General features: G+C 45.6%; 35 protein-coding genes and 3 pseudogenes. 35 read left to right on the top strand and 3 right to left on the bottom strand.

The features are described from left to right. The first annotated feature begins 2 nt into the window (after window positions 1-2). The 31 genes and pseudogenes from rpsJ (at window position 3) to DW830_RS06845 (ending at window position 15821) form a co-directional block, all read left to right on the top strand. A complete protein-coding gene (gene rpsJ, locus DW830_RS06995) occupies window positions 3-308 on the top strand; it encodes a 30S ribosomal protein S10 (protein ID WP_006283658.1) in 306 nt (101 codons plus the stop codon). Between the two features lie 20 nt (window positions 309-328). Continuing rightward, a complete protein-coding gene (rplC, locus tag DW830_RS06990; RefSeq protein WP_119249383.1) occupies window positions 329-943 on the top strand; it encodes a 50S ribosomal protein L3 in 615 nt (204 codons plus the stop codon). Next, a complete protein-coding gene (gene rplD / locus DW830_RS06985; protein ID WP_089543926.1) occupies window positions 943-1572 on the top strand; it encodes a 50S ribosomal protein L4 in 630 nt (209 codons plus the stop codon). Before rplC ends, rplD begins: the two co-directional genes overlap by 1 nt. Before the next feature lie 17 nt (window positions 1573-1589). Continuing rightward, the gene (rplW, locus tag DW830_RS06980; protein ID WP_006848834.1) at window positions 1590-1883 is read left to right on the top strand and encodes a 50S ribosomal protein L23; all 294 of its coding nucleotides are present in this window, start codon (window positions 1590-1592) and stop codon (window positions 1881-1883) included. 8 nt (window positions 1884-1891) lie between these two features. Beyond that, complete coding sequence (gene rplB / locus DW830_RS06975; protein WP_006848833.1) at window positions 1892-2719, top strand: 50S ribosomal protein L2; 828 nt, start codon at window positions 1892-1894, stop codon at window positions 2717-2719. Between the two features lie 10 nt (window positions 2720-2729). Next, the gene (rpsS, locus tag DW830_RS06970; RefSeq protein ID WP_006848832.1) at window positions 2730-2996 is read left to right on the top strand and encodes a 30S ribosomal protein S19; all 267 of its coding nucleotides are present in this window, start codon (window positions 2730-2732) and stop codon (window positions 2994-2996) included. A 37-nt stretch (window positions 2997-3033) separates the two neighbouring features. Continuing rightward, window positions 3034-3438: a 50S ribosomal protein L22 gene (gene rplV, locus DW830_RS06965; RefSeq protein ID WP_119249382.1), complete on the top strand. Its 405-nt coding sequence runs from the start codon at window positions 3034-3036 to the stop codon at window positions 3436-3438. Between the two features lie 9 nt (window positions 3439-3447). Further along, window positions 3448-4179, top strand: a complete 732-nt coding sequence (gene rpsC / locus DW830_RS06960) for a 30S ribosomal protein S3 (RefSeq protein WP_089543924.1) — start codon at window positions 3448-3450, stop codon at window positions 4177-4179. 16 nt (window positions 4180-4195) lie between these two features. Continuing rightward, window positions 4196-4624, top strand: a complete 429-nt coding sequence (rplP, locus tag DW830_RS06955) for a 50S ribosomal protein L16 (RefSeq protein WP_006848829.1) — start codon at window positions 4196-4198, stop codon at window positions 4622-4624. Between the two features lie 2 nt (window positions 4625-4626). Further along, window positions 4627-4821: a 50S ribosomal protein L29 gene (rpmC, locus tag DW830_RS06950; protein ID WP_006848828.1), complete on the top strand. Its 195-nt coding sequence runs from the start codon at window positions 4627-4629 to the stop codon at window positions 4819-4821. A gap of 2 nt (window positions 4822-4823) precedes the next feature. After that, the gene (rpsQ, locus tag DW830_RS06945; protein ID WP_006848827.1) at window positions 4824-5090 is read left to right on the top strand and encodes a 30S ribosomal protein S17; all 267 of its coding nucleotides are present in this window, start codon (window positions 4824-4826) and stop codon (window positions 5088-5090) included. A 2-nt stretch (window positions 5091-5092) separates the two neighbouring features. Continuing rightward, window positions 5093-5458 (top strand): 50S ribosomal protein L14, encoded by a 366-nt coding sequence (gene rplN / locus DW830_RS06940; RefSeq protein ID WP_089543923.1) that lies wholly within the window; start codon window positions 5093-5095, stop codon window positions 5456-5458. A 20-nt stretch (window positions 5459-5478) separates the two neighbouring features. Then, window positions 5479-5795: pseudogene (rplX, locus tag DW830_RS06935) on the top strand (50S ribosomal protein L24). Continuing rightward, window positions 5795-6349 (top strand): 50S ribosomal protein L5, encoded by a 555-nt coding sequence (gene rplE, locus DW830_RS06930; RefSeq protein WP_022122149.1) that lies wholly within the window; start codon window positions 5795-5797, stop codon window positions 6347-6349. Before rplX ends, rplE begins: the two are co-directional and overlap by 1 nt. A gap of 5 nt (window positions 6350-6354) precedes the next feature. Beyond that, window positions 6355-6657 (top strand): 30S ribosomal protein S14, encoded by a 303-nt coding sequence (gene rpsN / locus DW830_RS06925; protein ID WP_089543921.1) that lies wholly within the window; start codon window positions 6355-6357, stop codon window positions 6655-6657. A 73-nt stretch (window positions 6658-6730) separates the two neighbouring features. After that, window positions 6731-7126 carry a 30S ribosomal protein S8 gene (gene rpsH / locus DW830_RS06920; protein WP_006848822.1) on the top strand — a complete coding sequence of 132 codons (396 nt, stop codon included), beginning with the start codon at window positions 6731-6733 and terminating at the stop codon, window positions 7124-7126. Between the two features lie 14 nt (window positions 7127-7140). Further along, window positions 7141-7713 carry a 50S ribosomal protein L6 gene (rplF, locus tag DW830_RS06915; protein WP_119249381.1) on the top strand — a complete coding sequence of 191 codons (573 nt, stop codon included), beginning with the start codon at window positions 7141-7143 and terminating at the stop codon, window positions 7711-7713. 18 nt (window positions 7714-7731) lie between these two features. Beyond that, window positions 7732-8076 carry a 50S ribosomal protein L18 gene (gene rplR, locus DW830_RS06910; RefSeq protein WP_119249380.1) on the top strand — a complete coding sequence of 115 codons (345 nt, stop codon included), beginning with the start codon at window positions 7732-7734 and terminating at the stop codon, window positions 8074-8076. A gap of 6 nt (window positions 8077-8082) precedes the next feature. Next, complete coding sequence (rpsE, locus tag DW830_RS06905; RefSeq protein ID WP_117662536.1) at window positions 8083-8595, top strand: 30S ribosomal protein S5; 513 nt, start codon at window positions 8083-8085, stop codon at window positions 8593-8595. A gap of 16 nt (window positions 8596-8611) precedes the next feature. Next, window positions 8612-8788: a 50S ribosomal protein L30 gene (rpmD, locus tag DW830_RS06900; protein ID WP_089543917.1), complete on the top strand. Its 177-nt coding sequence runs from the start codon at window positions 8612-8614 to the stop codon at window positions 8786-8788. Between the two features lie 26 nt (window positions 8789-8814). Then, window positions 8815-9261 (top strand): 50S ribosomal protein L15, encoded by a 447-nt coding sequence (gene rplO / locus DW830_RS06895; protein WP_089543916.1) that lies wholly within the window; start codon window positions 8815-8817, stop codon window positions 9259-9261. A gap of 3 nt (window positions 9262-9264) precedes the next feature. Then, window positions 9265-10601, top strand: a pseudogene (gene secY, locus DW830_RS06890) (preprotein translocase subunit SecY). A gap of 15 nt (window positions 10602-10616) precedes the next feature. After that, the gene (gene map, locus DW830_RS06885; RefSeq protein ID WP_119249379.1) at window positions 10617-11417 is read left to right on the top strand and encodes a type I methionyl aminopeptidase; all 801 of its coding nucleotides are present in this window, start codon (window positions 10617-10619) and stop codon (window positions 11415-11417) included. Window positions 11418-11419: 2 nt separating this feature from the next. Further along, entirely contained in the window at window positions 11420-11638 is a 219-nt protein-coding gene (gene infA / locus DW830_RS06880; protein WP_006848815.1) for a translation initiation factor IF-1, read from the top strand. A 17-nt stretch (window positions 11639-11655) separates the two neighbouring features. Then, on the top strand, window positions 11656-11772 hold the full coding sequence (gene rpmJ, locus DW830_RS06875; protein ID WP_006848814.1) for a 50S ribosomal protein L36: 117 nt from the start codon (window positions 11656-11658) through the stop codon (window positions 11770-11772). Between the two features lie 98 nt (window positions 11773-11870). Beyond that, complete coding sequence (gene rpsM, locus DW830_RS06870) at window positions 11871-12251, top strand: 30S ribosomal protein S13 (protein WP_117662532.1); 381 nt, start codon at window positions 11871-11873, stop codon at window positions 12249-12251. Between the two features lie 20 nt (window positions 12252-12271). Beyond that, window positions 12272-12661 (top strand): 30S ribosomal protein S11, encoded by a 390-nt coding sequence (gene rpsK, locus DW830_RS06865; protein ID WP_089543913.1) that lies wholly within the window; start codon window positions 12272-12274, stop codon window positions 12659-12661. A gap of 42 nt (window positions 12662-12703) precedes the next feature. After that, a complete protein-coding gene (gene rpsD, locus DW830_RS06860; protein WP_119249378.1) occupies window positions 12704-13309 on the top strand; it encodes a 30S ribosomal protein S4 in 606 nt (201 codons plus the stop codon). 12 nt (window positions 13310-13321) lie between these two features. Beyond that, the gene (locus DW830_RS06855) at window positions 13322-14317 is read left to right on the top strand and encodes a DNA-directed RNA polymerase subunit alpha (protein ID WP_089543911.1); all 996 of its coding nucleotides are present in this window, start codon (window positions 13322-13324) and stop codon (window positions 14315-14317) included. A gap of 33 nt (window positions 14318-14350) precedes the next feature. Continuing rightward, window positions 14351-14836, top strand: coding sequence for a 50S ribosomal protein L17 (rplQ, locus tag DW830_RS06850; protein ID WP_089543910.1), 486 nt, complete (start codon window positions 14351-14353; stop codon window positions 14834-14836). A 178-nt stretch (window positions 14837-15014) separates the two neighbouring features. After that, the gene (locus tag DW830_RS06845; RefSeq protein WP_119249377.1) at window positions 15015-15821 is read left to right on the top strand and encodes a hypothetical protein; all 807 of its coding nucleotides are present in this window, start codon (window positions 15015-15017) and stop codon (window positions 15819-15821) included. A 129-nt stretch (window positions 15822-15950) separates the two neighbouring features. Here DW830_RS06845 and DW830_RS06840 read toward each other — a convergent pair whose 3' ends face one another. Beyond that, complete coding sequence (locus DW830_RS06840; protein ID WP_119249376.1) at window positions 15951-16586, bottom strand: septal ring lytic transglycosylase RlpA family protein; 636 nt, start codon at window positions 16584-16586, stop codon at window positions 15951-15953. A 99-nt stretch (window positions 16587-16685) separates the two neighbouring features. On the opposite strand from DW830_RS06840, the gene DW830_RS06835 reads away from it, so the two are divergent. From DW830_RS06835 to DW830_RS06820, 4 genes are all read left to right on the top strand, one after another. Further along, the gene (locus tag DW830_RS06835; RefSeq protein WP_119249375.1) at window positions 16686-19727 is read left to right on the top strand and encodes a PEP/pyruvate-binding domain-containing protein; all 3042 of its coding nucleotides are present in this window, start codon (window positions 16686-16688) and stop codon (window positions 19725-19727) included. 64 nt (window positions 19728-19791) lie between these two features. Further along, the gene (locus tag DW830_RS06830; protein ID WP_119249374.1) at window positions 19792-21018 is read left to right on the top strand and encodes a sugar MFS transporter; all 1227 of its coding nucleotides are present in this window, start codon (window positions 19792-19794) and stop codon (window positions 21016-21018) included. Window positions 21019-21206: 188 nt separating this feature from the next. Then, the gene (locus DW830_RS06825) at window positions 21207-22220 is read left to right on the top strand and encodes a class II fructose-bisphosphate aldolase (RefSeq protein ID WP_119249373.1); all 1014 of its coding nucleotides are present in this window, start codon (window positions 21207-21209) and stop codon (window positions 22218-22220) included. 407 nt (window positions 22221-22627) lie between these two features. Next, window positions 22628-23116: a hypothetical protein gene (locus DW830_RS06820; RefSeq protein WP_147327873.1), complete on the top strand. Its 489-nt coding sequence runs from the start codon at window positions 22628-22630 to the stop codon at window positions 23114-23116. Between the two features lie 240 nt (window positions 23117-23356). Here the strand turns inward: DW830_RS06820 and DW830_RS17065 are convergent. Both DW830_RS17065 and DW830_RS06805 read right to left on the bottom strand, forming a co-directional pair. Next, window positions 23357-24042: pseudogene (locus DW830_RS17065) on the bottom strand (DUF5106 domain-containing protein). A 90-nt stretch (window positions 24043-24132) separates the two neighbouring features. Beyond that, window positions 24133-25890 (bottom strand): ATP-binding protein, encoded by a 1758-nt coding sequence (locus DW830_RS06805; RefSeq protein ID WP_199656076.1) that lies wholly within the window; start codon window positions 25888-25890, stop codon window positions 24133-24135. Between the last annotated feature and the right edge of the window lie 462 nt (window positions 25891-26352).

The raw sequence follows: 26352 nt of genomic DNA, 5'->3' as shown, positions 1-26352 counted from the left end.
AAATGAGTCAGAAAATCAGAATTAAGCTGAAGTCTTACGACCACCAGTTGGTTGACAAGTCAGCTGAGAAGATTGTGAAGGCTGTTAAGGCAACAGGCGCTATCGTTAGCGGTCCTATTCCATTGCCAACACACAAGCGTATTTTTACTGTAAACCGCAGTACTTTCGTTAACAAGAAGTCTCGCGAGCAGTTCCAGCTCTCAGATTTCAAGCGTCTCATCGACATCTACAGCTCAACAGCTAAGACTGTTGATGCCTTGATGAAGCTTGAATTGCCAAGTGGTGTAGAAGTAGAAATCAAAGTCTAATTATTAAAAATTAAATTGAAATGCCAGGATTAATTGGAAGAAAAATCGGAATGACATCCGTTTTCAGTGCCGACGGTAAGAATATTCCGTGCACTGTTATCGAAGTAGGTCCTTGTGTTGTAACCCAGATTAAGACCGTAGAGAAGGATGGTTACAAGGCTTATCAGTTAGGTTTCGGCGAGGCTAAGGAGAATCGCACCTCTCAGCCTATGATGGGAATCTTCAAGAAGGCAGGCACAACACCTAAGAAGCACTTGGCCGAGTTCAAGTTTGATGAGGAGTACAACCTCGGTGACACCATTACAGTTGATATCTTCAACGGCTGCAAGTTCGTTGACGTAATTGGTACATCAAAGGGTAAAGGCTTCCAGGGCGTTGTAAAGCGTCACGGATTCGGTGGTGTAGGTCAGTCTACTCACGGTCAGGATGACCGCGCTCGCAAGCCGGGATCTATTGGTGCATGTTCTTACCCTGCAAAGGTATTCAAGGGTATGCGCATGGGCGGCCAAATGGGAGGTGACAGAGTAACAACTCAGAACCTTCAGGTGTTAAAGGTAATTCCAGAGCAGAATCTCCTTATCGTTAAGGGTTCTTTCGCTGGATGCAAAGGTTCAACTGTTTTAATTGAGAAATAATGGAAGTTAGCGTATTAGATATCAAAGGTCAGGAGACCGGCCGCAAGGTAGCTCTTAATGATGCAGTCTTCGGCATTGAGCCTAACGATCACGTTCTCTACCTCGACGTAAAGCAGTATCTCGCTAACCAGCGTCAGGGTACAGCTAAGTCTAAGGAGAGAAGCGAGATGAGCGGTTCTACTCGTAAGCTTGGTCGTCAGAAGGGCGGCGGCGGTGCTCGCCGTGGTGATATTAACTCACCTGTACTCGTAGGTGGTGCTCGCGTATTTGGTCCTAAGCCACGTGATTACCGCTTCAAGCTCAACAAGAAGGTAAAGATTCTTGCTCGTAAGTCTGCTTTGTCTTATAAGGCACAGGAGAGCGCAATCGTGATGTTGGAAGATTTCACTTTTGAGGCTCCAAAGACTAAAGAATTCTTAAGTGTTCTTAAGAATCTTAAAATCGAGGGCAAAAAGGTACTCTTCGTTTTGCCAGAATCAAATAAAAACGTATATTTGTCTGCACGTAACTTACAGCGCGCTGAGGTTATCCTCGCATCTAACGTCAATTCGTACAAAGTTTTGAACGCTGATGTAGTAGTGATTACAGAGAAGTCGCTTGAGACTATCGACCAGATCTTAACAAAGTAAAAAGGAGATATTAGAATATGGCATTTATTATCAAACCATTGGTTACTGAGAAGATGACCAAGATTACAGACAAGCAGCCTAACCGCTATGGCTTCGTTGTTCGTCCTGAGGCTAATAAGCTCGAGATTAAGAAGGAAGTTGAGAGTCTGTATAATGTTACAGTAGTTGACGTGAACACAATTCGCTACGCTGGCAAGCGCTCTGCCCGTTACACAAAGGCAGGTCTTGTTAAGGGTCAGAAGAATGCGTTCAAGAAGGCAATCGTTACTCTGAAGGAGGGCGATACAATTGATTTTTACAGCAATATTTAAAATAAAAAATGGCAGTACGTAAATTAAAACCGGTTACTCCGGGTCAAAGACACAAGGTTATTGGCACGTTCGAGGATATTACTGCATCCGTGCCAGAGAAGTCTCTCGTTTACGGTAAGCGTTCTACCGGCGGTCGAAACAACACCGGTAAGATGACCGTTCGCTATATTGGCGGTGGTCACAAGCAGAAGTATCGTTTAATCGACTTCAAACGTGAGAAAGATGGTGTTCCAGCAGTTGTTAAGACAATCGAGTACGATCCAAATCGTTCGGCTCGTATCGCATTGCTTTACTACGCTGATGGTGAAAAACGTTACATTATTGCTCCTAACGGACTTCAGGTAGGCGCTACTTTGATGTCAGGTGCAGATGCTGCTCCTGAGATCGGTAACTGTCTTCCTTTGGCAAACATCCCTGTTGGTACAGTGATTCACAACATCGAGTTGCGTCCTGGTCAGGGTGCTTTGTTGGTTCGTTCGGCTGGTAATTTTGCTCAGTTGACTTCTCGTGAGGGCAGTTATTGTGTAATTAAGCTCCCTTCTGGTGAAACACGCCAGATTTTGAGTGCTTGTAAGGCTACAGTTGGTAGTGTTGGTAACTCAGACCACGCACTTGAACAGTCTGGTAAGGCTGGTCGCTCACGCTGGTTGGGTCGTCGTCCACACAACCGTGGTGTGGTTATGAACCCTGTTGATCACCCAATGGGTGGTGGTGAAGGTCGCCAGAGTGGTGGTCACCCACGTTCACGTAAGGGCTTGTACGCTAAGGGTCTTAAGACTCGCGCACCTAAGAAACTTTCTAACAAGTATATTATCGAAAGAGCTAACAAAAAATAAAGAGTAAATTATGAGTCGTTCACTTAAAAAGGGTCCATACATCAACGTTTCTCTCGAGAAGAAGATTCTCGCTATGAACGAGAGTGGCAAGAAGAATGTTGTTAAGACATGGGCTAGAGCTTCAATGATATCTCCTGATTTCGTAGGACATACTGTTGCAGTTCATAACGGTAATAAATTTATCCCTGTTTATGTTACAGAGAATATGGTTGGCCACAAGCTTGGAGAGTTTGCTCCAACACGTCGCTTTGGCGGTCACTCTGGTAACAGAAAGTAAGCTAAGGGTTAAACCATTTAAAAATTTTAGGTAAATAATGGGAGCAAGAAAACATATTGCGGCTGAGAAATTGAAGGCAGCCCGTAAAAACTTGTACTTCGCTAAGTTGGTAGGCGTTCCTTCTTCTCCACGTAAGATGCGCTACGTTGTAGACATGATTCGTGGTATGGAGGTTAACCGCGCACTCGGAGTACTTCGCTTCTCTAAGAAGCAGGCATCTGCTGACGTTGAGAAATTACTTCGTTCAGCTATCGCTAACTGGGAGGCAAAGAATAATCGCAAGGCTGAAGACGGTGAGCTTTATATCAGTAAGGTCTTCGTTGACGAAGGCGTTACAATGAAACGTATGAGACCTGCACCACAGGGTCGTGGTTATAGAATTCGTAAGCGTTCTAACCATGTTACTCTCTTTGTTGATGCAAAAACTAATGACGAAAAATAATTAAATAGAATGGGACAGAAAGTTAATCCGATTAGTAACCGACTTGGTGTAATCCGTGGTTGGGATTCAAATTGGTTCGGTGGTAAGAACTTCGGTGACAACCTCGTAGAGGATCAGAAAATCCGTAAGTATCTTAACGAGCGCCTTGCTAAGGCAAGTGTTTCTCGTATCGTTATCGAACGTACATTGAAGCTTGTTACCATTACTATTTGCACAGCCCGTCCAGGTATTGTCATTGGTAAAGGTGGTCAGGATGTAGATAAGTTGAAGGAAGAGTTGAAGAAGCTTTATAAGAAAGATATTCAGATCAACATCTTCGAGGTTAAGAAGCCTGAGCTTGATGCTACCATCGTAGGTAAGAACATCGCGAGCCAGATTGAGCACATGATTGCTTATCGTCGCGCTATCAAGATGGCAGTTGCTAACACTATGCGTGCTGGTGCTGAGGGTATCAAGATTCAGATTACAGGTCGTCTGAACGGTGCTGAAATGGCACGTAAGGAAATGTACAAGGAAGGTCGTACACCTCTCCATACATTCCGTGCAGACATCGACTACTGCCAGTGCGAGGCACTTACCAAGGTAGGTTTGCTTGGCATCAAGGTATGGATTTGCCGTGGTGAGGTTTATGGTAAGGCTGATCTTACTCCAAACTTCTCACAGGACAACAAGAGCAACAACCGTGGTAACGGCCGCTCTAACAACCGTGGTGGTAATCGTAAAAGAAACAATAACCGTTAAATTTTAGAAAGCTATCATGTTACAGCCAAAAAGAGTAAAATATAGAAGACCTCAAGATGGTCGTGGCAATAAGGGCAACGCTCACAGAGGTACACAATTGGCATTCGGTTCTTTCGGCATCAAGACTCTTGAGTCAAAGTGGATCGATAGCCGTCAGATTGAGGCAGCTCGTGTGGCATTGAACCGCTACATGAACCGTCAGGGCCAGGTCTGGATTCGCATTTTCCCTGATAAGCCAATCACTCGTAAGCCAGCCGATGTCCGAATGGGTAAAGGTAAGGGTGATCCAGCAGGATGGGTTGCACCTGTTACACCAGGTCGTATTCTCTTCGAAGTAGAGGGTGTAAGCTTCGACATTGCAAAGGAGGGACTCCGTCTTTGCGCTCAGAAGCTTCCTGTGAAGACTAAGTTTATTGTTAGACGTGATTACGATAAAAACGCTTAATTATGAAGATTGCAGAAATTAAAAATATCGAGACCAAGGAATTGGTTGAGAAGTTGGAGGCAGCAGTTGACGCTTTGAACAAGAAGAAGATCAACCACAACGTAACTCCACTTGAGAATCCATCAGAGATTAAGGTTGCTCGTCGTGATATCGCACGTATGAAAACTGAACTTCGTCAGAGAGAACTTAACAAATAATAATGGTCCAGATGGAAACAAGAAATTTAAGAAAAGTAAGACAGGGTGTTGTTATCAGCAACAAGATGGATAAAACCATTGTTATTGCAGCTAAGTTCAAGGAGATGCACCCTATTTATGGTAAGTTTGTCCAGAAGACAAAGAAGTACCATGCACATGACGAGAACAATGAGGCTAACGTAGGTGATACAGTTATGATCATGGAGACTCGTCCTCTGTCTAAGACAAAGAGATGGAGATTAGTACAAATTGTAGAAAAAGCTAAGTAATTATGATACAGGCAGAATCAAGACTTACAGTATGTGATAACAGCGGTGCTCGCGAGGCTCTTTGCATTCGAGTTCTCGGTGGTACAGGCCGTCGTTACGCTAGCGTTGGTGACGTGATTGTCGTTGCTGTCAAGAACGTTATCCCATCAAGTGATTTGAAGAAGGGTGCAGTATCAAAGGCTTTGATTGTTCGCACAAAGAAGGAGATTCGTCGTGCAGACGGTTCATATATCCGTTTCGACGATAACGCTTGTGTATTGCTCAACAATGCAGGTGAGCTTCGTGGTAGCCGTATCTTCGGCCCTGTTGCTCGTGAGCTTCGTGCAGTTAATATGAAAGTCGTTTCTTTGGCACCTGAGGTTCTTTAATATTTTAAAAGTATAAAGTAATGAGTAAGTTACATATTAAGAAAGACGATACCGTTATCGTTATTGCCGGTGCTGATAAGGGCAAGACAGGTAAGGTGCTCAAGGTCCTCGTTGACGAGAACCGTGCCATCGTAGAGGGTGTGCACATGGTATCTAAGAGCACTAAGCATCTGCACAGAATCCTCAGGGAGGCATCGTAAAGCAGGAGGCTCCTATTCATATCTCAAATTTGAGTTTGATCGATCCTAAGAGTGGCAAGGCTACTCGCGTTGCTATCAAGCATGAGGGTAAAAACGTTGTTCGCATCGCTAAAAAGTCAGGGGAGGAAATCAAGTAATGGATACAGCACAGTTAAAGAAAGTATATAAGGAGACAATCGCTCCTGCTCTTCAGAAGCAGTTCAACTATTCTTCAGCAATGGAGATTCCAGTTTTGAAGAAGATTGTCATCAACCAGGGTCTCGGTGACGCTACACAGGACAAGAAGATTGTTGACGTAGCTATCAACGAGATTACTGCTATCACCGGTCAGAAGGCTGTTGCTACATATTCTAAGAAGGATATCGCAAACTTCAAGCTTCGTAAGAAGATGCCTATCGGTGTTATGGTAACATTGCGTCGTGAGCGTATGTACGAGTTCTTGGAGAAGCTCGTTCGTGTTTCTCTTCCTCGTATCCGCGACTTCAAGGGTATTGAGAGCAAGTTCGATGGCCGTGGTAACTACACATTGGGTATCACAGAGCAGATCATCTTCCCAGAGATCAACATCGATGAGATTGACCGTATTCAGGGTATGAACATCACCTTCGTTACTACTGCTAAGACAGACGAGGAAGGTTTTGCACTTCTGAAGGCATTCGGTCTTCCATTCAAGAACGCAAATAAAGATTAAGAGATATGGCAAAAGAATCAATGAAAGCTCGCGAGATTAAGCGTGCAAAGCTTGTAGCTCGTTACGCTGAGAAGCGCGAAGCTCTGAAAAAGATTATTGCAACTTCTAATGATCCAGCCGAAGCATACGAGGCAGCTCGTAAGCTTCAGGCTATCCCTAAGAATGCAAACCCTATCCGTCTCCACAACCGTTGCAAGATCACTGGTCGTCCAAAGGGTTATATCCGCCAGTTCGGTCTTTCACGTATCCAGTTCCGTGAGATGGCTTCTGCAGGTTTGATTCCAGGTGTTAAGAAGGCAAGCTGGTAATCTTTACAGGCAAGGAATTTTTTATTATTTAATATTGTCGGGGTAGTCCCGATTAATTAAACATTTATATTTTATGACAGATCCAATAGCAGATTATCTGACAAGACTCAGAAACGCAATCATGGCTCATCACCGTGTTGTAGAAGTTCCTGCGTCTAACTTGAAGAAAGAGATTACAAAGATCCTCTTCGAGAAAGGTTACATCCTCAACTACAAGTTTGTAGAGGATGGTCCTCAGGGCTCAATCAAGGTTGCCTTGAAGTACAACCCAACTACAAAGCAAAACGCTATCAAGTGTTTGAAGCGCGTGTCAACTCCAGGTTTGCGTAAGTACACTGGTTACAAGGACATGCCAAGAGTTATTAACGGATTAGGTATTGCTATCTTATCTACATCCAAAGGTGTAATGACAGACAAAGAGGCTTCTGATCTTAAGATCGGTGGCGAGGTTCTTTGCTATATTTATTAATTGGAGGCTTTTATATGTCTAGAATAGGAAAATTGCCAATTAGTATCCCTGCAGGTGTTACTGTAAACTATGACAACGATTCACACGTTTGTACAGTAAAGGGCCCTAAGGGTGAACTTTCTCAGTGGATTGATCCATCTATCAAGTTTATCAACGCAGATGGTCAGATTAGCTTTGAAATCGATGAAAATAGTCCTGTAAATGTTAAGCAGAAGCAGGCTTTCCACGGTTTGTATCGCTCTCTCGTTAACAACATGGTTGTTGGCGTTAGCGCTGGTTATACAAAGGTTTTGGAATTGGTAGGTGTTGGTTATCGTGTTTCTAACCAGGGCAACTTGATCGAGTTCGCTTTGGGTTACACTCACCCTATTTTCATCCAGTTGCCTAAGGAGATTAAGGTTGAGACTAAGTCTGAAAGAAACCAGAACCCAATCTTGACATTGGAGTCATGCGACAAGCAGTTGTTGGGACTCGTTTGTGCAAAAATTCGTTCTTTCCGCAAGCCTGAGCCTTATAAGGGTAAGGGTATTCTCTTCAAGGGTGAAGTTATTCGCAGAAAGTCTGGTAAGAGTGCTTCAGCTAAGTAATTTTAATTATTTACGATTATGACAACAAAGAAAGTAGAAAGACGAATTAAGATAAAGTTCCGCATTCGTAAGAATGTTAACGGAACAGCTGAGCGTCCACGTCTCAGTGTATTCCGCTCTAACAAGCAGATTTACGCTCAGGTTATTAATGATTTGACAGGCACTACACTTGCATCAGCTTCTTCACTTGGTTTGGAGAAGATGCCTAAGCAGGAGCAGGCAACTAAGGTTGGCGAGCTCATCGCTGAGAAGGCAAAGGCTGCTGGCGTTGAGACAGTAGTTTTCGACCGTAACGGTTATCTTTACCACGGTCGCGTAAAGCAGTTGGCTGACGGTGCTCGTAATGGTGGTCTTAAATTTTAAACGATTATGGCAATGGATAAAGTAAAGGTAAATAACGAAGAAGTACTTAAGGATCGCTTGGTTGCAATCAACCGTGTAACTAAGGTTACCAAGGGTGGTCGTACTTTCACATTCGCTGCTATCGTCGTTGTAGGTGACGGTAACGGTGTTATCGGTTACGGTCTTGGTAAGGCAGGTGAGGTTACAGCTGCTATTGCTAAGGGTACTGAGGCTGCTAAGAAGAACTTGGTTAAGGTTCCTGTACTCAAGGGTACAGTACCTCACGAGGTTGAGACAGCTTTCGGTGGTGCTAAGGTTCTCATCAAGCCAGCTGCTGCCGGTACTGGTTTGAAGGCCGGTGGTGCTATGCGTGCTGTTCTTGAGAGCGTAGGTATCAAGGACGTTATTGCAAAGTCTAAGGGTTCATCAAATGCCCACAACCTGGTAAAGGCTACTATCGCTGCTCTCGCAGAGATGCGTGATGCTTACACTGTAGCAGGTGAGCGTGGTATCAGTATGGATAAAGTATTTAACGGTTAATTAGGATTTATCGAATATGGCAACAATTAAAGTCAAGCAGATTAAGAGTAAGATCGGTGCTCCAGTTGATCAGAAGCGTACACTCGCTTGTCTGGGTCTCCGCAAGATTTCTCAGGTTGTTGAGGTAGAGGATACTCCTAGCAACCGTGGTATGATCCGTAAGGTTCATCACCTCGTAAGTGTAGTTGATTAATTAATCTCAAAAAATTAGGAACGATTATGAAATTAAATAATTTGAAACCTGCTGCAGGTTCTACCCATTCACGTCGTCGTATTGGTCGTGGTCCAGGTTCTGGTCTCGGTGGTACTTCTACACGTGGTCACAAGGGTGCCAAGGCTCGTTCTGGTTATAAGAGAAAGATTGGTTTCGAAGGTGGTCAGATGCCATTGCAGCGTCGTGTTCCAAAGGCTGGTTTCAAGAATATCAACCATAAGGAGTACTTCGCAGTAAACCTTTCAACTCTTCAGGCTCTTGCAGAAGCAAAGAACCTTACAAAGATCGGTATTGAGGAACTCAAGGCAGCTGGTCTTACCAATGGTAAGGAGCTTGTTAAGGTTCTCGGTAACGGTGAACTCACAGCAAAATTGGAAGTTGAAGCTAATGCTTTCTCAAAGACTGCCGAAGAAGCAATCAAGGCAGTAGGTGGTAACGCAACTATAATCTAAGTAATGAAAAAGTTTATTGAGACACTAAAGAACTGTTGGAAGATTGAGGACCTCCGTCAGAGACTCCTCATTACTCTTCTGTTTACGGCTATTTACCGTTTTGGCTCGTTTGTGGTACTTCCGGGTATCAATCCGAGCATGTTGGAAAAATTGCAGTCGCAGACCTCAGGCGGTCTTATGTCGCTTTTGGACATGTTCTCTGGTGGTGCATTTTCTAATGCGTCTATCTTCGCATTGGGAATTATGCCTTATATCTCAGCTTCAATTGTTATGCAGCTTCTTGCTGTCGCTGTACCTTACTTCCAGAAGATGCAGCGCGAGGGCGAGAGCGGTCGCAAGAAAATACAATGGTACACTAGAGTCCTGACAGTAGCCATCCTGGTCTTTCAGGCTCCTAGTTACCTTCTGAATTTGAAGATGCAGGCTGCTAACGCTTTGGCAACGGGTATTAGCTGGACAGTCTTTATGATTCCAGCTACTATCATCCTTGCAGCAGGAAGTATGTTTATTCTCTGGCTTGGTGAGCGTATCACGGATAAGGGAGTTGGTAATGGTATCTCTCTCATCATTATGATTGGTATCATCGCTCGTTTGCCTCAGGCATTCGTACAGGAGATGACCTCTCGTTTGCAGGCTATCTCAGGTGGTGGTTTGATCATGTTCATTGTTGAGATTCTCATTCTCTACGCTGTAGTTTGTGCCTCAATTCTTCTGGTACAGGGTACTCGTAAGATTCCGGTTCAGTACGCTAAGCGCTTGGTTGGTAACAAGCAGTATGGCGGTGCACGTCAGTACATCCCATTGAAGCTTTTCGCAGCCAACGTAATGCCTATCATCTTTGCTCAGGCTTGATGTTTATTCCATTGGCAGTAGTTCGCTACCAGTCTGAAAATGCAAGCAGCGTTGTGCAGCAGCTGATGGATAACCGCAGTTTACTTTATAATGTAATCTACGTAACCCTCGTGATTGCGTTTACATATTTCTATACTGCGATTACATTGAACCCAACTCAGATGGCAGAGGATATGAAGCGTAACAATGGTTTCATTCCAGGCGTTAAGCCAGGTAAGGATACTGCTGAGTACATTGATACCGTAATGTCTCGTATTACTTTACCAGGTTCATTATTTATAGCATTTATTGCGATTATGCCAGCTCTTGCAGGACTTCTTGATGTGCAGCAGGCCTTCTCACAATTCTTCGGAGGTACTTCTCTGTTGATTTTGGTAGGTGTTGTGATCGACACATTGCAGCAGATCGAGAGTCATTTGCTTATGCGCCACTATGATGGTCTTCTCAATTCAGGCCATACTCGTCAGGGTGGTGTTGCTGCATATTAATCTTTATCTTTTGAAATGCAGATATTTCTGAAGACAGAGGATGAAATTAACCTGATGCGCAAGGCTAACCTACTTGTTGGTGCAACGCTTGCGGAATTAGGTAAACATATAAAACCAGGTGTAACGACTCTCCATTTGGATAGGGTAGCTGAGGAGTTCATCCGTGATCACGGTGCGATTCCAACGTTCAAGAATTTTCCTAATCCTTATGGAGAGCCTTTTCCCGCTAGTATATGTACTTCCATCAATGATGTAGTAGTACATGGTATTCCTAGTGAGAAGGACGTGCTGAAGGATGGTGATATTATCTCCATCGACTGCGGCACCCTTTTAGAAGGTTTCAACGGTGACAGTTGCTATACTTTCGCTGTTGGAGAGATATCTTCCAATGTTCAACAACTCCTTAAGGTAACTAAAGAATCTTTGTACCTGGGTATCGAACAGGCTGTGGCAGGAAAGCATTTGGGTGATATTGGTTACGCCGTACAGACACATTGCCAGCAATATGGCTATGGTGTAGTACGAGAGCTAACAGGTCATGGCATTGGCAGGGCTATGCACGAGGATCCTCCTGTTCGTAATTACGGCAGTCGTGGTTCCGGCATTCTGTTAAAGGAAGGTATGTGCTTGGCTATAGAGCCGATGATAACAATGGGCGACCGTCAAATTGGCTTGCTCCCCGACAAGTGGAGCATAGTTACTAGAGATCGTCAACCAGCTGCTCATTTTGAGCATACAATTGTTGTTCGAAAAGGTAAAGCTGAAATTTTATCTTCATTCGTAGAAGTTGAACATTTAGAAGGACAAAAAATTTAATTATGGCAAAACAGGCCGCTATTGAGCAAGATGGAACAATTGTAGAGGCATTATCAAATGCTATGTTCCGCGTTGAATTGGAGAATGGTGTTGACATTACTGCCCACATCTCTGGTAAGATGAGAATGCATTACATTAAGATTTTACCTGGTGATAAGGTGAAGGTGGAAATGAGTCCATACGACTTGACTAAGGGTAGAATTGTTTTTAGATACAAATAATTATCACATATAAGGTTATGAAGACAAGAGCATCATTGAAGAAGCGTTCAGCTGATTGCAAGATCGTACGTCGTAAGGGTCGTCTCTTCGTTATCAACAAGAAGAACCCTAAGATGAAATTGCGTCAGGGCTAATGTTAAAGTTCTGTAAAAGTATGGCTATTTAAAAAAAAAGTTGTACTTTTGCACCGCTTTTAACGCAAAGTATTAATTTTTTAATTTTTTATTAAACAATGGCAATAAGAATTGTTGGAGTAGATTTGCCCCAGAATAAGCGTGGCGAAATCGCATTGACCTATATCTATGGTATCGGTCGAAGTAGTTCAGCAAAGATATTGGATAAGGCAGGTGTAAGCCGTGACCTGAAAGTCAGCGAGTGGACTGACGATCAGGCAGCCAAGATCCGTGAAATTATCGGCGCTGAGTTCAAGGTTGAAGGTGATCTCCGTTCAGAGATCCAGATGAACATTAAGCGACTGATGGATATTGGTTGCTATCGTGGAGTTAGACATCGTAATGGTCTTCCAGTTCGCGGTCAGAGCACAAAGAATAATGCTCGTACTCGCAAGGGTAAGAAGAAGACTGTTGCTAATAAGAAGAAGGCTACTAAGTAATTCTAAGGAGGAAATTAATTATGGCAAAGCAAAAAGCAACATCTAAGAAGAGAAACGTACGTGTTGACGCAATCGGTCAGCTTCACGTACATAGCTCATTCAACAACATCATTGTATCTCTTGCTAACAACGAGGGTCAGGTTATCTCTTGGTCTTCAGCTGGTAAGATGGGTTTCCGTGGTTCTAAGAAGAACACTCCTTATGCTGCTCAGATGGCTGCAGAGGATTGTGCAAAGGTAGCTTTCGACCTTGGTCTTCGCAAGGTTAAGGCATACGTAAAGGGTCCAGGTAACGGTCGTGAGTCTGCTATCCGTGCCGTACACGGTGCAGGTATCGAGGTAACTGAGATCGTTGACGTAACTCCATTACCACACAACGGATGTCGCCCTCCAAAGCGTCGTCGTGTATAATTGCATTCATTGATACAAACAATATAGCATTTTATAAATATTATGGCTAGATATATAGGTCCGAAATCTAAAATTGCGCGTCGTTTTGGTGAGCCAATCTTCGGCGCAGACAAAGTTTTGTCCAAGAGAAACTTCCCTCCTGGACAGCATGGCAACAACCGTCGTCGCAAGATGTCTGAGTACGGTGTCATGTTGGCAGAGAAGCAGAAGGCTAAGTACACTTACGGTGTATTAGAGCGTCAGTTCCGTAATATGTTTGAGAAGGCTGCTAAGGCTGATGGTATTACTGGTGAGGTTCTGCTCCAGAATCTCGAGTGCCGTCTCGACAACGTGGTATTCCGTCTTGGTATCGCTCCTACTCGTGCTGCTGCACGCCAGTTGGTGGGTCACAAGCACATCACTGTTGATGGCAAGGTAGTTAATATCCCTTCATTTGCAGTTAAGCCAGGTATGGTAGTTGCCGTTCGTGAGAAGTCTAAGTCTCTCGAGGTTATCGAGGCAGCACTTGCTGGTTTCAATCATAGCAAGTACCCATGGATTGAGTGGGACGATAATTCTAAGAGTGGCAAGTTCTTGCACAAGCCAGAGCGTGCTGACATTCCAGAGAATATTAAGGAGCAGTTAATCGTTGAGTTGTACTCTAAATAAATCATTAAATTAATGGCGATATTAGCATTTCAAAAACCTGATAAAGTAGTAATGCTGGAGGCTGACAACCAGTTCGGAAAGTTCGAGTTCCGTCCGTTGGAGCCTGGCTTTGGTGTTACCATCGGTAACGCCTTGCGCCGCATTCTCCTTTCATCATTGGAGGGTTACGCTGTGAACACCATCCGCATCGCGGGTGTTGAGCACGAGTTCTCTTCTGTGCCTGGTGTAAAGGAAGATGTTACCAACATTATCTTGAATCTCAAGCAAGTTCGATTCAAGCAAGTAGTAGAAGAATTCGAGAATGAGAAAGTTAGTATCACCGTTGAGAATTCTACAGAATTCAAGGCTGGTGATATAGGCAAGTATCTGACTGGATTTGAAGTGTTAAACCCTGATTTGGTGATTTGTCATTTAGACTCCAAAGCTTCGATGCAGATTGATCTGACAATTAATAAGGGACGTGGATACGTGCCTGCTGATGAGAATCGTCAATTCTGCACAGACGTTAACGTTCTCCCAATCGATTCCATCTACACCCCTATCCGTAACGTAAAGTATGCGGTTGAGCCATATCGTGTTGAACAGAAGACCGACTATGACAAGCTCGTACTCGAAGTTACAACAGATGGTTCCATTAGTCCTAAGGATGCGCTGAAAGAGGCTGCGAAGATCCTTATCTATCACTTCATGCTCTTCTCTGATGAGAAGATTACCCTGGAGAGTCCTGATCAGGATACCAACCAGGAGTTTGATGAGGAGGTTCTTCATATGCGCCAGTTGCTCAAGACTCGTCTCGTAGATATGAACCTCAGTGTTCGTGCGCTCAACTGCTTAAAGGCAGCTGATGTAGATACCTTGGGTGATTTGGTTCAGTTTAACAAGACTGACCTCTTGAAGTTCCGCAACTTCGGTAAGAAATCGCTCTCAGAGCTTGATGATTTGCTCGAGAGTCTGAATCTGTCTTTTGGAACAGATATTTCAAAGTATAAATTAGACAAGGATGCTTAATGCATCCTTTGTCCAAAAAGAACAAAAATTAAAATGAGACACAATAAGAAATTCAACCATTTAGGTCGTACTGCTTCTCATCGTAACGCGATGTTGGCTAACATGGCTGCATCACTTATCTTGAGTGAGCACAAAAGAATCACTACGACCCTCGCAAAGGCAAAGGCTCTTAAGAAGTATGTTGAGCCACTGATCACACGTTCAAAGAATGATACTACTACATCACGTCGTGTTGTTTTCCGTTATCTTCAGAACAAGTACGCTGTGAAGGCTCTCTTCGGTGAGGTAGCTGAGAAAGTAGCTAACCGTCCTGGTGGTTACACTCGCGTTATCAAGTTGGGTACCCGTCAGGGTGACGCAGCTGAGATCGCTTTCATCGAGCTTGTTGACTTTGATGAGAACATGGCTAAGACTCCTAAGGCTGCTGCTAAGAAGACTCGTCGTAGTCGTAAGGCAACTAAGGCTGAGGAGGCTCCTGCAACTGAGGCACCTGCAACTGAAGAGGCCGCAGCTGAATAAGTTACAAAAGATCTCACTATATTTAAGCGCTTCTGTCGTTAGACAGAGGCGCTTTTTTTTTTAGTTTGATAGTTCTGCTTTTCCGGATTTAGGGGATTCCCTAACGTTATTTAGGGATTCTTTCTTGATGTTTTCAATAAATAGTTGTACTTTTGCAGCAGAATTAAATGATAGGGTTATGAAAAAGGTGATACTTTTAATGCTCTGTTCTTCGCTGGTGATGAGCAGTTGCGATACATATACTGGCAGTGGAGCCTACGCTGGAGGTTCCATCGGCTCCATTCTCGGTTCTGCTATCGGTGGATTATCTGGTGGACCTAGAGGTTCTGATATGGGAACCATCATCGGCATGGCTGGCGGTGCTGTTGTAGGTGCTGTCATCGGAAGTCAGGCAGATAAGGCGCAGGCTGACCGTAAAGCAGCTTACAAGCAGGATAGAGTAGAGCGGCGCTCCGGAAGTGATTACAGCAATACTCCCGTAACTGATAATCCGGAGATCTTTGATTCCAACAATGGGGGTGATGACCGTCTCTATGATTTCAAGGGCAAGGACTATACCGGCGATTACAGTGCCCAGCAGCCTACTACTTCGATGCCGACTGCTACCGTTGAGGAGCTTGGTGCCCGATTCTCCTATTCTCCTACCTTGGAGATTGTTAATGCCCGGTTTGTTGATGACAACGAAGATAATTGTTTGAATCGCAATGAAACCTGCAAGGTGATATTCGAGATTGTCAACCGAGGTCATGAGCCGGTTTACGATGTTGTTCCAACCGTGGTTGAAACCACCGGAAACAAGCATATCTTCATTTCGCCTAGTATCCATGTCGAGAAGATTTCCCCAGGATCGGGTGTTCGGTACACCGCAATGGTGAAAGCGGATAGAAAGTTAAAGGATGGAATGGCACGGTTCTGTGTGAGTGTGATTCATGAGGGCAAATCCATTTCCAAGGTCAATGAATTCAATATCCCTACCAAGAGATAATAATCCCCTAGTAGTTGCAACATAAAATCAAAAAAGCAAGAAACGGCTTGATTGCTGGTTCTTGCTTTTTTCTTTTTTCGGGGGAGTATAAAGCTTTTGCCCTTTCAGGGCGTATTGTACATCGCTGGTTTACCCAGGGTGTTGCCCTGGGCTAGGAGCTTCTGCCCTTTCAGGGCGTGTTGGTGCTAGGGCTTTTGCCCTTTCAGGGCGCATGGCGATGATGAGGGGCTTTTTCCTTTGCTTCGACCTTGGCTTTAGCTTTTTCCTTTGCCTCGACCTTGACTTCAGCCTTTTCCCTTGCCTTTTCCTTCTTTTCGAATAATGGTCGGGTTCAAACTCAGCCATTTCGAAATCTATCTTCGGGAGCTTGCTATCCTCAGGCTTGAAAGGAACAGGGTTATCCAGTCTTTCTACCTTCACCGTAGCCACACCCTGCGAAATCATGTCGATTTCTTTCGCGGCAGCCCAGGAAAGGTCGATGATTCTTCCCCTTCCGAACGGACCACGGTCGATCACTTCAACGATTACACTCTTGTCATTTCTCAGATTCGTAACCTTCAGCATCGTGCCGAAGGGATAATAACGGTGTGCACACGTTAGACTGTCATGGTGGATTCTCTGTCCACTTGCCGACCTGGCACCCGTGGCACGTTTAGAGTAATAGGATGCCTTGCCACGCTGATGCTTCTGGCCGCAGCATGGGATGCATGATAATGTACTCAGAAATGTACTCAATAATGCTATGATAAATAATCTTCTTTTCATAACTTCTCGATATTTTGCTTGCAAATATATAAAAAAATGATGAAAAATGCAAGAAAATCTCAGAAAATCAGTATCTTTGCACTATAATTCGCTACACATATGGAAAATAATGTACCCCAAGAGTGGAATAAGTTCTATTTGAAAGACGTATCATTTGTCAATCTCATGATGCGACGTATCTACAATGTCTTGATTGTAGCCAACCCTTACGATGCGTTCATGCTAGAAGATGATGGACGCATCGAGGAGAAGATATATAATGAGTATATGGAGCTGGGTCTCCGTTACCCCCCAACCTTCACCCAGGTCTCAACCACCGAAGAGGCAGCCCAGGTGCTGCGCTCCACCGTCATCGACCTCGTCATCTGTATGCCGGGCAATGCCGACAACGATGCCTTCGATGTGGCGCGCGATATCAAGGGCAAGTTCCCGAATATCCACTGCGTGGTACTCACCCCGTTCTCCCACGGCATTACCAAGCGAATGGAGAACGAAGACCTCAGCATCTTCGATTACGTATTCTGCTGGCTGGGCAACACCAACCTCATCCTCTCCATCATCAAGCTCATTGAGGATAAGATGAACCTGGAGCACGATATCCGGGAGGCAGGTGTACAGATGATACTCCTGGTAGAAGACTCCGTGCGCTTCTACAGTTCCATCCTGCCCAACCTCTACAACTATATCCTCGAGCAGAGCAAGAATTTTTCCAAGGAAGCCCTCAACCGCCATGCTGCCACGATGCGAATGCGTGGCCGTCCGAAGGTGGTGCTCGCCCGTACCTACGAAGAGGCGCAGAAACTCTACGATAAGTATTCCAACAACACCCTGGGTGTCATCAGCGATGCCCGGTTCCCGTTGAAGAGTGCTGCCAAGGCTTTCGGCAACGAGGTGGAGCAGGAGGCGAATCCCGAGCACGGCACCGATACCTTCGGACGTGAGAAATGTCCTGATGCCGGATTGCGCCTTTTCCGTTACATCCGCAAGACCGATCCGTTCGTGCCGCTCATCATCGAGAGTTCCGAGAGCGACAACCGTGCCAAGGCAGAAGCCGAGGGATTCCGCTTTGTAGATAAGAACTCCAAGAAGATGAGTGTGGATCTCCGTCGCCTGATGGAGGAGCACATGGGCTTCGGCGATTTCATCTTCCGCGATCCGAAAAACCACGAGGAAATCATGCGCATCCGCAGTCTGAAGGAGTTGCAGGATAACATCTTCAACATCCCCAACGATTCGATGCTCTATCATATCAGCCGCAACCACATGAGCCGCTGGCTCTGTGCCCGTGCCATCTTCCCGGTTTCCGCCTTCCTGAAGCACGTCACCTGGGAGAAGCTGCAGGATGTGGATGCCCACCGACAGATCATCTTCGATGCCATCGTGCAGTACCGTCACATGAAGAACCTGGGCGTGGTTGCCGTGTTCGACCGTATGAAGTTCGATAAATATGCCCATTTTGCCCGCATCGGCGAAGGATCGCTGGGCGGAAAGGGCAGGGGACTTGCCTTCCTCGACAACATCATCAAGCGCCATCCTGAGTTCAACCAGTATGAGAATGCCACCGTGCAGATTCCGAAGACCGTGGTGCTCTGTACCGATATCTTCGACGAGTTCATGATGAGCAACAATCTCTATCCGATAGCTTTGAGCGATACCAGCGATGATGAAATCCTGAAGCACTTCCTCCATGCGCAGCTGCCCGATTCGCTGATAGCCGACTTCTTCACCTTCTTCGAGGCAACGAAGAGTCCTATCGCCATCCGTTCCAGTTCGCTGCTCGAGGATGCCCACTATCAGCCTTTCGCCGGCATCTATTCCACCTATATGATACCTTATCTCGCGGATAAGTATCAGATGCTGCAGATGCTCGCCTGCGCCATCAAGGGCGTGTATGCCTCGGTGTTCTATCGCGATTCCAAGGCATACATGACCGCCACCCGCAACGTCATCGACCAGGAGAAGATGTCGGTAATCCTGCAGGAGGTGGTGGGCAAGGACTACGGCACCCGCTATTATCCTACGATGAGTGGCGTGCTCCGTTCGCTCAACTATTATCCTATCGGCGATGAGGAGGCAGAGGAGGGTATTGCCAGTCTTGCCCTCGGATTGGGTAAGTATATCGTGGATGGCGGTCAGACCCTCCGCGTCTGTCCGTATCATCCGCATCAGGTGCTGCAGACTTCCGAGACGGAGATGGCGCTGCGCGATACCCAGACCCAGTTCTATGCTCTCGACATGAAGCATGTGGGCGATGACTTCAAGGTGGATGACGGATTCAATATCCTCAAGCTCCGTGTGAAGGATGCGGTAGAAGACCAGAGTCTCAACTACATCGCCTCTACCTTCGACCCTTACGATCAGGTCATCAACGACGGCGTGTATGAAACCGGCCGCAAGCTCATCACCTTTGCCGGAGTGCTCCAGCACGATGTGGTACCCCTGCCGGAACTCATGCAGATGTCGATGAAGTGCGGTTCCGAGGCGATGCGCCGACCGGTGGAGATTGAGTTTGCCTGCAATATCCATGCCGACAAGACCTGCGATTTCTATCTCCTCCAGATCCGTCCGATCGTGGATGCCAAGGAGATGCTCGACGAGGATGTCAGGGCGATACCGGATGCCGACTGTCTGCTCCGTTCCCACAACTCCCTGGGCCATGGCATCAGCGAGGATGTCACCGATGTGGTGTATGTGAAGTACGATGACCAATTCTCGGCGATGAACAATTTCTATGTAGCCGATGATATCGAGCGCATCAACCGCAAGTTCCTGGCAGATGGCAAGAATTATGTGCTGATAGGTCCGGGCCGCTGGGGATCGAGTGATCATTACCTAGGCGTACCGGTCAAGTGGCCGCATATCAGTGCCGCCCGTGTCATCGTAGAGGTGGCTTTGAAGAATTACAACATCGATCCGAGTCAGGGCACCCACTTCTTCCAAAACCTCACCTCTTTCGGCGTGGGCTATTTCACGGTAGATACCAATACCGGGGAGGGAGGCTTCGTAAACAAGGAGATATTGGATGCGATGCCGGCTGTAGAAGAGACGCAGTATGTGCGCCATGTACGCTTCGACCGTCCGCTCAGAATCCTGATGGATGGCAAGAAGCAGGAGGGAGCTGTCCTGCATCCGCAGGAATAGGCTCCCGGCACTGCCGGCATCAAGAATAAAAAAGTGTTCAGTAAAAAAGAAATAGAATAAAAAAATGTTGAACCAAGAAACAGAAAACCATTCAGTAAGCGACAAGAAATATCTTGTCCCGTTCATTCTCATCACGTCGCTCTTCTTCTTGTGGGGCTTCGCGCGTGCCATTCTCGATGTGCTCAACAAGCACTTCCAGAATGCCCTGCACATCAGTATCACCCAGTCGGCAATGATCCAGGTAACCACCTATCTGGGCTATTTCCTTATGGCTATACCGGCGGGCATCTTCATCAATAAGTATGGCTATCGCCGGGGCGTGGTGTTTGGCCTCCTGCTCTTCGGTCTGGGTGCCATCTTCTTTATTCCGGGGGCAGCGATAGGCAGCTTCTCTGCCTTCCTCTTCTGCCTCTTCGTCATCGGATGCGGACTGGTGTTCCTCGAAACAGCCGCCAATCCATACGTTACCGAACTGGGTGCCAGGGAGACTGCTACCAGCCGATTGAACCTCTCGCAGTCGTTCAATGGACTGGGCAGCATCTTTGCCACCTTCTGCATCGGTCAGTTCCTCTTCAATGATACGCAGCAGGGCGGCAATGTGGTCATACCTTATGCCATCTTGGGCGTTCTGGTGCTTGCCATCGCCGTGGTGTTCTCCCGTGTCGATCTGCCAGAAATCCAGCACCAGCAGACGACGGAAGACAAGGCGAAGGGCAGCAATATCGCCAAGCTCTTTGCCAACCACAGGATGTTCGTCTTCGGTCTCTTGGCCCTCCTGAGCTACGAGGTAGCCGAGATCTCCATCAATTCCTACTTCATCAATTTCGTCACCGGCATGCATTGGATGAGCGACCGCACCGCCTCTCTCGTCCTCACCCTTGCCCTGGCGTTCTTCATGGTAGGCAGATTCCTGGGCAGCTGGATCATGCGCCATATCCAGGCAACCACCATGCTTCTCATCTGTGCCGTGGGCAGCGTGGTCTGCATCGGACTGGTGCTTTGCGATCTGGGCATCGTATCGCTGGTAGCCCTGGTGGGCAACTATCTTTTCGAGGCAATCATGTTCCCTACCATCTTCAGCATCGCCCTCACGGGATTGGGCAATCTCACCAAGTCGGCATCCTCGCTCCTGATGATGACTCCGATAGGTGGATGCGGCTTCCTGCTGATGGGAATGATCGCCGATACCACCCATGTCACCCTGCCTTTCGTGGTACCTTTTATCGGTTTCCTCATCGTCTTGGCTTATGCCGTTCGGGAGTACAAATTGCAAAGTGCAATTAGCAAATAAGGGGTTTTAGACGACTAAAAAGGGGGAATTAACTTTTTTAACTCGCTTGTAACACGAAAAAGTAAGCATATTTTTTGCTGTCTCAAAAGAAAAAGTTAAATTTGCACTCGGTTATGGTGGGGGCGTTTAGAATCCACCAGATAAAAATGAATAGAATGTTTCATTAAACAATAAAATTAATAACAATTATGGCAGTAGATTACAAGAAAATCGGTCTTGTGAACACTAAGGAAATGTTCGCAAGAGCTATCAAGGGCGGTTGGGCCGTTCCTGCTTTCAACTTCAACAACTTGGAGCAGCTCCAGGCTATCATCCAGGCTTCTTCAAACTTGAAGTCACCAGTTATCCTCCAGGTATCTAAGGGTGCTCGCAAGTATGCTAACCCTACTTTGCTCCGTTATATGGCAGAGGGTGCTGTAGAGTACGCTAAGGAGTTGGGTTGCAACCATCCTGAGATCGTTCTCCACCTCGATCACGGTGATAGCTTCGAGACATGTAAGAGCTGTGTAGATTTCGGCTTCTCTTCTGTAATGATCGACGGTTCTTCACTTCCATACGAGGAGAACATTGCATTGACAAAGAAGGTTGTTGATTACGCTCATCAGTTCGGTGTAACTGTAGAGGGTGAGCTCGGTGTCCTCGCTGGTGTTGAGGATGACGTAGTAGCTGAGGAGTCTCACTATACAAAGCCTGAGGAGGTTGTTGATTTCGCTACACGTACAGGTGTTGATTCATTGGCTATCTCTATCGGTACTTCTCACGGTGCTTACAAGTTCAAGCCAGAGCAGTGCACACGTGACCCTAAGACTGGTCACCTCGTTCCTCCTCCATTGGCATTCGACGTATTGGCAGCAGTTGAGGAGCAGCTTCCTGGTTTCCCTATCGTTCTCCACGGTTCTTCTTCAGTTCCTCAGGAGTATGTTGATATCATCAACAAGTACGGAGGCAAGTTGCCAGATGCAGTTGGTATCCCAGAGGAGCAGTTGACTAAGGCTTCTCAGAGCGCAGTTTGCAAGATCAATATCGACTCTGACTCTCGTCTTGCTTTCACAGCAGGTGTTCGTGAGACATTTGCTCTTCACCCAGAGTACTTCGACCCACGTCAGTACTGCGGTAAGGCTCGTGAGTACATGGTTGACCTCTATAGCCACAAGATCAAGGATGTTCTTCATTCTGACAACAAGTTGGCTAACCTCGACTAATCTTCGAGATTTATCAACCCAAAATAATAGCGGGAATCCTTCGGGGTTCCCGCTTTTTTAATGCCCTTTTCTTTCATCTCTCTTGCCCTTTTCTTTCGCCTTTCTTTCATCTCTCTTTCGCTTTTCTATCATTTTGTTATGTAACAGAATCGTTGTGTGCGTGAACGTTCCGTATCTTTACATTATTTAACTTAAAAAGTTTGGAGCGTATTACTTTTTCTCTAATTTTGCAGTCGAACAAATGTTAGAAGTACATTTAATATTCTTGTATATCATTTGTATATTGTAAAAGATGATTTAGGCCGAAAGGTTATTTTGGAAGTCTTCCAGAGTGCTGCAACCCCGCAGATGCTTGTAAGAGGAGACCAGGTTTAAATGATTGAATAACAATTAGTAAATGATAAAATATGAAAAAGTTTTTTGGAATGGTCATCACTTGTATGATGGCATTGGGTTTAGTAAGCTGCAGTGCGGCTGACGATGATTTGACGGGCGATACAACAACACGTGTCAACACCGTTACAACAAAGTCAAACTTCTCACTGCTCAGTTATTCACAGACAACCGGTGCTGAGGTAAATGAAACCTCTAACATCAATGGTGAGAACAACGAGAAGCTGGTATGCAAGGTTCTTTCTGGTGGTCAGTTGCAGTTGACTCACAAGAATGTAATCTTCGATGAGGGCACAAATATCAAGTTTGACTCTCAGTTAGTTGGCAACAAGATTATCATCACCGAGACAGGCGATTACGGCAAGTCTGGTAAGTATGGTTATTTCACACTTGTTGCGAAGGTTGGAATAGTTAAGGATGGTGACTATGTGATCGTAGTTAAGAGAAACGACCACACTCGCGAGGAGTTCAATATGCATTACGACTCTTCAAAGGCGAAATAAGATAGGGTATATGATCAATACAATACCTTACGATTATGATTCAATATAAATAGGTAGAATAGAAAATATAATAAAGTGTGATTAAATAATGTAATTGAATAATAGTAAATGTAAATGTAAATGATAATAAGTTGAGCGTCGCTCAGACGACCAGTCTAGTTTTTTTTTATTAATTGTTATTGATTACGCTGATGAGCAGTTCCGGCGTACAGTCCTTTAAAACCACGATGTTTCCTTTGTCTAATAAGTAAATCGTAGGCATCGCTTGATGCTGTAAGTAGCACTAATCTGATCATCTGCAATGATTCTGAGCATTCTGTATTCAGCAGGAATGGTCTGTTTTTTCAGCCACGCCGTAACCTTGTGGCAATTCTCGCATTCCGGATCATAGAAGTAGAGTATCACCTTTTCATTCTGATAGTCAGTCAACTGATGCATTTTTCCATCTTCCAGCTTGAAGGAGAGGTTAGTAGCTTTGGTGCCTGGCAGGTTTTTCCGTGCCGCCTTCCACTTGAAGTCGATGCGTTCCTTTTCCGCTTCATCGAAGTAAGGCGACTTCTTCATTTCCGCCAGGAAGAAGCTATATACCCTGTCGTTTCTCATCGGCGACTGTGGGTCGTCGAAATAATGCTCTATCAGGCTCTCGAATTTCTCCTTGGCAGGCTTCTGTGCGTAAGCTTGGCAGTGAAGGCGCTGATGCCTTTCTGGGCGATCTCGTCGTTGAAACGGGCGAGGATATCGATGAAGTTGACGAATCCCTGTTCTGTAATCTCCTCGTTTTTCAGTTGGGTAGTATCAGCAAACTGATAGTTGTCCCAGTAGTGCTCGCTGAGGTAGGTAGCGCGCTGTTCTACGCTGCGCAGCGTATCAGGCAGCGCAGGGTAGGGGAATGCATTCTGCGCCTGAGTATTCAGGCTGCATAACATGAGCATGCATGCGATAAGATAAGAGATATGTTTTGCTTTCATCATTTCATCATTTTATTTTTTGTCGAATCTTTTATTCTTTTCCGGTAATTATATCTCCTCACAAGCCACCATTTCCGCTCCGCGGTAGATAACTACCAGCTTGTGGAGCTTTGTGGTCTTTACCGCCTCTCTGACCATATCACTCTCCGCATAGCGGGAGATTTGAGCAGAAGCCTCCTCGAAGAGCTTTTTCACTTGCTCATCTGTGGTCTGGCTCTTGCAATATTTCAGCTCAATGATGTATGAATCCACCATGTCCTTGTAGATGTCACAGAGCGGAGAGAGGAAGATGTCGGCATAGCCGCCGTCATTGTCCAGCTCAGAGATAGGGCGATAGAATTTGTTCTGGCTCGTCATCGCCAGAGTGAAGCCATGTACGAAAGCCTCTCCCTTCTGCTTGTCTCGCTGGGAGGAATACTTCTTCAGGCAGTCGGCGATATACTCAAAGTATGGCTTGAATTGCCCATCGTATGCCAGTTTGCTCTCCAGTTTTCCCTTGTTATATCTATCATATACCAAGTCGTTCTCCTTGTAGGTGTCGAGCAGGTAGGTGTACATCTGATCACGCACCACCTCATTCGGGATGATGAACTTGGTCTCACCCTTGTATGTTCCGTCTATCGTCACCATGCCGAAGTAGAACAGCAGGCTGAGGAAGTTGTCTGGGTCGTTGATTCGCTCGGCAGGGAAGTTCTCATTGAGCGTACCTGTCACGAATCCCTGGGTTACCAACTGCTGGATGATGCTGGCGTCATGGGCGAACTCCTTGTCGTGGCGGATGAGCATTCGCAACTTGTCATAGTCGATGCGGATGTTGGTCTCCACCATTCTCTTCGGAATTTGGTATTCGTTGTCAATATAGTTGTCTACGAAGTTGAGTACCATCACCGAGTTGTACATGGTGGTCTCACCATACCTCTCCTCGGCAAAGCAATAGTTGTCGTACCATGGGTTCATCACCTTGATTAGCTCATCGGTGGTATGATTGAACGGCAGTACGCTGCCGTAATAATCCAGCATCTCTTTCACTTCTTCCTCGGTAAATCCCGTCATCTCATTGAATTTTGGGCTTAGGGAATAGTTGGTTCCGATGTTGAATCCGCTGGTCAGGTCATCCATGGTCACAGGGCTTACTCCTGTGACGAACACTCTGCCCAGGGTATTGCCAGCCGCACCCTTGATGGTGTTGAAGAACTGGCGCAAGTATCCCTCTCCGTGGGTCTGGTTGCGATACCTCATAAGATGCTCCTCATGGGCAAGAATCATGTTGGTGAAGTTGTCGTACTCATCGATGAAGAGATAAATCTTCTTATCTACCTCCTGGCACTTCTGGCAAAGAAACCTCAACTTGGATACCGCATCAGGCTCCTTTTCCAATCCTTCCTTGGTATCAGCAGGAAGAATATGTGCATAGATGTCGCAGAAGAAATTGAATACAAGGCGACAATGGTTGTCCAGTCCATCCTTATAATCGTCCAATCCTGCTGCCACCTCGGCAAAATTGAGGCGGATGATGAGATAAGTATTATGCTCTGGTGTAGGATTCTGCCCGATGTAAAGCTTGCCAAAGATTTCCTCAAACTTGTCTTTCTTGTTGATATCATAGTAATTCTCAAGCATGGAGAGGGTGAGTGTCTTGCCGAAACGGCGAGGGCGAATGAAGAAGAAATACTTGTTGGATTCTTCTATTTGCTCTATGAAAGGAGTCTTGTCCACATAGTAACAATCCTCTTTGATGACATCCTCAAAATTCTGCATACCGTATGGTATGCGCTTGCGATAAATGCGCTTTGGTCTTACTATCATAACTCAGTTTGATTATTCGTTTTTGAATCTGATGGCAAAGATAATACTTTATCTCCTAATCTCCAAAACTTTTCGCGGAAAACTTCTCCCGTACAGCTAGAAAAAGTGGGGAAGTTAAGTTAGGGAAGTAAGAGGGAGTGATAACTTCTTTAACTTCAATCATTTCCCTCTTTTGAGAAACTTGAAATGTAAATTGCTCCTTCTTTGCCATCCGTCGTAATAGTACGCCACTTTCAAAAACACTCTTCACTCTTCACGAATGTGGTATAAATGCTTGTATTTAAGGAATTTGCACGGGTGAAGAGTTGCGCTCGACTCTTCACCACTCTTCACCTGGAAAATCTGTGAAAATCGTAAGCGGCTCCGCGTTTATACCTTGCATAATCAAAAAAAAGCAGTAACAGCTGATTAAACAAATGCTGCTACTGCTTTTTCCATCGGTCGGGAAGTAAGTCTCTATAT

The organism is Prevotella sp. AM34-19LB (assembly GCF_003468525.1).
Taxonomy (GTDB): domain Bacteria; phylum Bacteroidota; class Bacteroidia; order Bacteroidales; family Bacteroidaceae; genus Prevotella.
This window is presented reverse-complemented; position numbering and strand designations above follow the sequence as displayed.

What these genes read in the sequence shown, in the direction of transcription:
- rpsJ (WP_006283658.1), top strand. Translation starts at nt 3, where the DNA reads ATGAGTCAGAAAATCAGAATTAAGCTGAAGTCTTACGACCACCAGTTG.
- rplC (WP_119249383.1), top strand. Translation starts at nt 329, where the DNA reads ATGCCAGGATTAATTGGAAGAAAAATCGGAATGACATCCGTTTTCAGT.
- rplD (WP_089543926.1), top strand. Translation starts at nt 943, where the DNA reads ATGGAAGTTAGCGTATTAGATATCAAAGGTCAGGAGACCGGCCGCAAG.
- rplW (WP_006848834.1), top strand. Translation starts at nt 1,590, where the DNA reads ATGGCATTTATTATCAAACCATTGGTTACTGAGAAGATGACCAAGATT.
- rplB (WP_006848833.1), top strand. Translation starts at nt 1,892, where the DNA reads ATGGCAGTACGTAAATTAAAACCGGTTACTCCGGGTCAAAGACACAAG.
- rpsS (WP_006848832.1), top strand. Translation starts at nt 2,730, where the DNA reads ATGAGTCGTTCACTTAAAAAGGGTCCATACATCAACGTTTCTCTCGAG.
- rplV (WP_119249382.1), top strand. Translation starts at nt 3,034, where the DNA reads ATGGGAGCAAGAAAACATATTGCGGCTGAGAAATTGAAGGCAGCCCGT.
- rpsC (WP_089543924.1), top strand. Translation starts at nt 3,448, where the DNA reads ATGGGACAGAAAGTTAATCCGATTAGTAACCGACTTGGTGTAATCCGT.
- rplP (WP_006848829.1), top strand. Translation starts at nt 4,196, where the DNA reads ATGTTACAGCCAAAAAGAGTAAAATATAGAAGACCTCAAGATGGTCGT.
- rpmC (WP_006848828.1), top strand. Translation starts at nt 4,627, where the DNA reads ATGAAGATTGCAGAAATTAAAAATATCGAGACCAAGGAATTGGTTGAG.
- rpsQ (WP_006848827.1), top strand. Translation starts at nt 4,824, where the DNA reads ATGGTCCAGATGGAAACAAGAAATTTAAGAAAAGTAAGACAGGGTGTT.
- rplN (WP_089543923.1), top strand. Translation starts at nt 5,093, where the DNA reads ATGATACAGGCAGAATCAAGACTTACAGTATGTGATAACAGCGGTGCT.
- rplE (WP_022122149.1), top strand. Translation starts at nt 5,795, where the DNA reads ATGGATACAGCACAGTTAAAGAAAGTATATAAGGAGACAATCGCTCCT.
- rpsN (WP_089543921.1), top strand. Translation starts at nt 6,355, where the DNA reads ATGGCAAAAGAATCAATGAAAGCTCGCGAGATTAAGCGTGCAAAGCTT.
- rpsH (WP_006848822.1), top strand. Translation starts at nt 6,731, where the DNA reads ATGACAGATCCAATAGCAGATTATCTGACAAGACTCAGAAACGCAATC.
- rplF (WP_119249381.1), top strand. Translation starts at nt 7,141, where the DNA reads ATGTCTAGAATAGGAAAATTGCCAATTAGTATCCCTGCAGGTGTTACT.
- rplR (WP_119249380.1), top strand. Translation starts at nt 7,732, where the DNA reads ATGACAACAAAGAAAGTAGAAAGACGAATTAAGATAAAGTTCCGCATT.
- rpsE (WP_117662536.1), top strand. Translation starts at nt 8,083, where the DNA reads ATGGCAATGGATAAAGTAAAGGTAAATAACGAAGAAGTACTTAAGGAT.
- rpmD (WP_089543917.1), top strand. Translation starts at nt 8,612, where the DNA reads ATGGCAACAATTAAAGTCAAGCAGATTAAGAGTAAGATCGGTGCTCCA.
- rplO (WP_089543916.1), top strand. Translation starts at nt 8,815, where the DNA reads ATGAAATTAAATAATTTGAAACCTGCTGCAGGTTCTACCCATTCACGT.
- map (WP_119249379.1), top strand. Translation starts at nt 10,617, where the DNA reads ATGCAGATATTTCTGAAGACAGAGGATGAAATTAACCTGATGCGCAAG.
- infA (WP_006848815.1), top strand. Translation starts at nt 11,420, where the DNA reads ATGGCAAAACAGGCCGCTATTGAGCAAGATGGAACAATTGTAGAGGCA.
- rpmJ (WP_006848814.1), top strand. Translation starts at nt 11,656, where the DNA reads ATGAAGACAAGAGCATCATTGAAGAAGCGTTCAGCTGATTGCAAGATC.
- rpsM (WP_117662532.1), top strand. Translation starts at nt 11,871, where the DNA reads ATGGCAATAAGAATTGTTGGAGTAGATTTGCCCCAGAATAAGCGTGGC.
- rpsK (WP_089543913.1), top strand. Translation starts at nt 12,272, where the DNA reads ATGGCAAAGCAAAAAGCAACATCTAAGAAGAGAAACGTACGTGTTGAC.
- rpsD (WP_119249378.1), top strand. Translation starts at nt 12,704, where the DNA reads ATGGCTAGATATATAGGTCCGAAATCTAAAATTGCGCGTCGTTTTGGT.
- DW830_RS06855 (WP_089543911.1), top strand. Translation starts at nt 13,322, where the DNA reads ATGGCGATATTAGCATTTCAAAAACCTGATAAAGTAGTAATGCTGGAG.
- rplQ (WP_089543910.1), top strand. Translation starts at nt 14,351, where the DNA reads ATGAGACACAATAAGAAATTCAACCATTTAGGTCGTACTGCTTCTCAT.
- DW830_RS06845 (WP_119249377.1), top strand. Translation starts at nt 15,015, where the DNA reads ATGAAAAAGGTGATACTTTTAATGCTCTGTTCTTCGCTGGTGATGAGC.
- DW830_RS06840 (WP_119249376.1), bottom strand. Translation starts at nt 16,586, where the DNA reads ATGAAAAGAAGATTATTTATCATAGCATTATTGAGTACATTTCTGAGT.
- DW830_RS06835 (WP_119249375.1), top strand. Translation starts at nt 16,686, where the DNA reads ATGGAAAATAATGTACCCCAAGAGTGGAATAAGTTCTATTTGAAAGAC.
- DW830_RS06830 (WP_119249374.1), top strand. Translation starts at nt 19,792, where the DNA reads ATGTTGAACCAAGAAACAGAAAACCATTCAGTAAGCGACAAGAAATAT.
- DW830_RS06825 (WP_119249373.1), top strand. Translation starts at nt 21,207, where the DNA reads ATGGCAGTAGATTACAAGAAAATCGGTCTTGTGAACACTAAGGAAATG.
- DW830_RS06820 (WP_147327873.1), top strand. Translation starts at nt 22,628, where the DNA reads ATGAAAAAGTTTTTTGGAATGGTCATCACTTGTATGATGGCATTGGGT.
- DW830_RS06805 (WP_199656076.1), bottom strand. Translation starts at nt 25,890, where the DNA reads ATGATAGTAAGACCAAAGCGCATTTATCGCAAGCGCATACCATACGGT.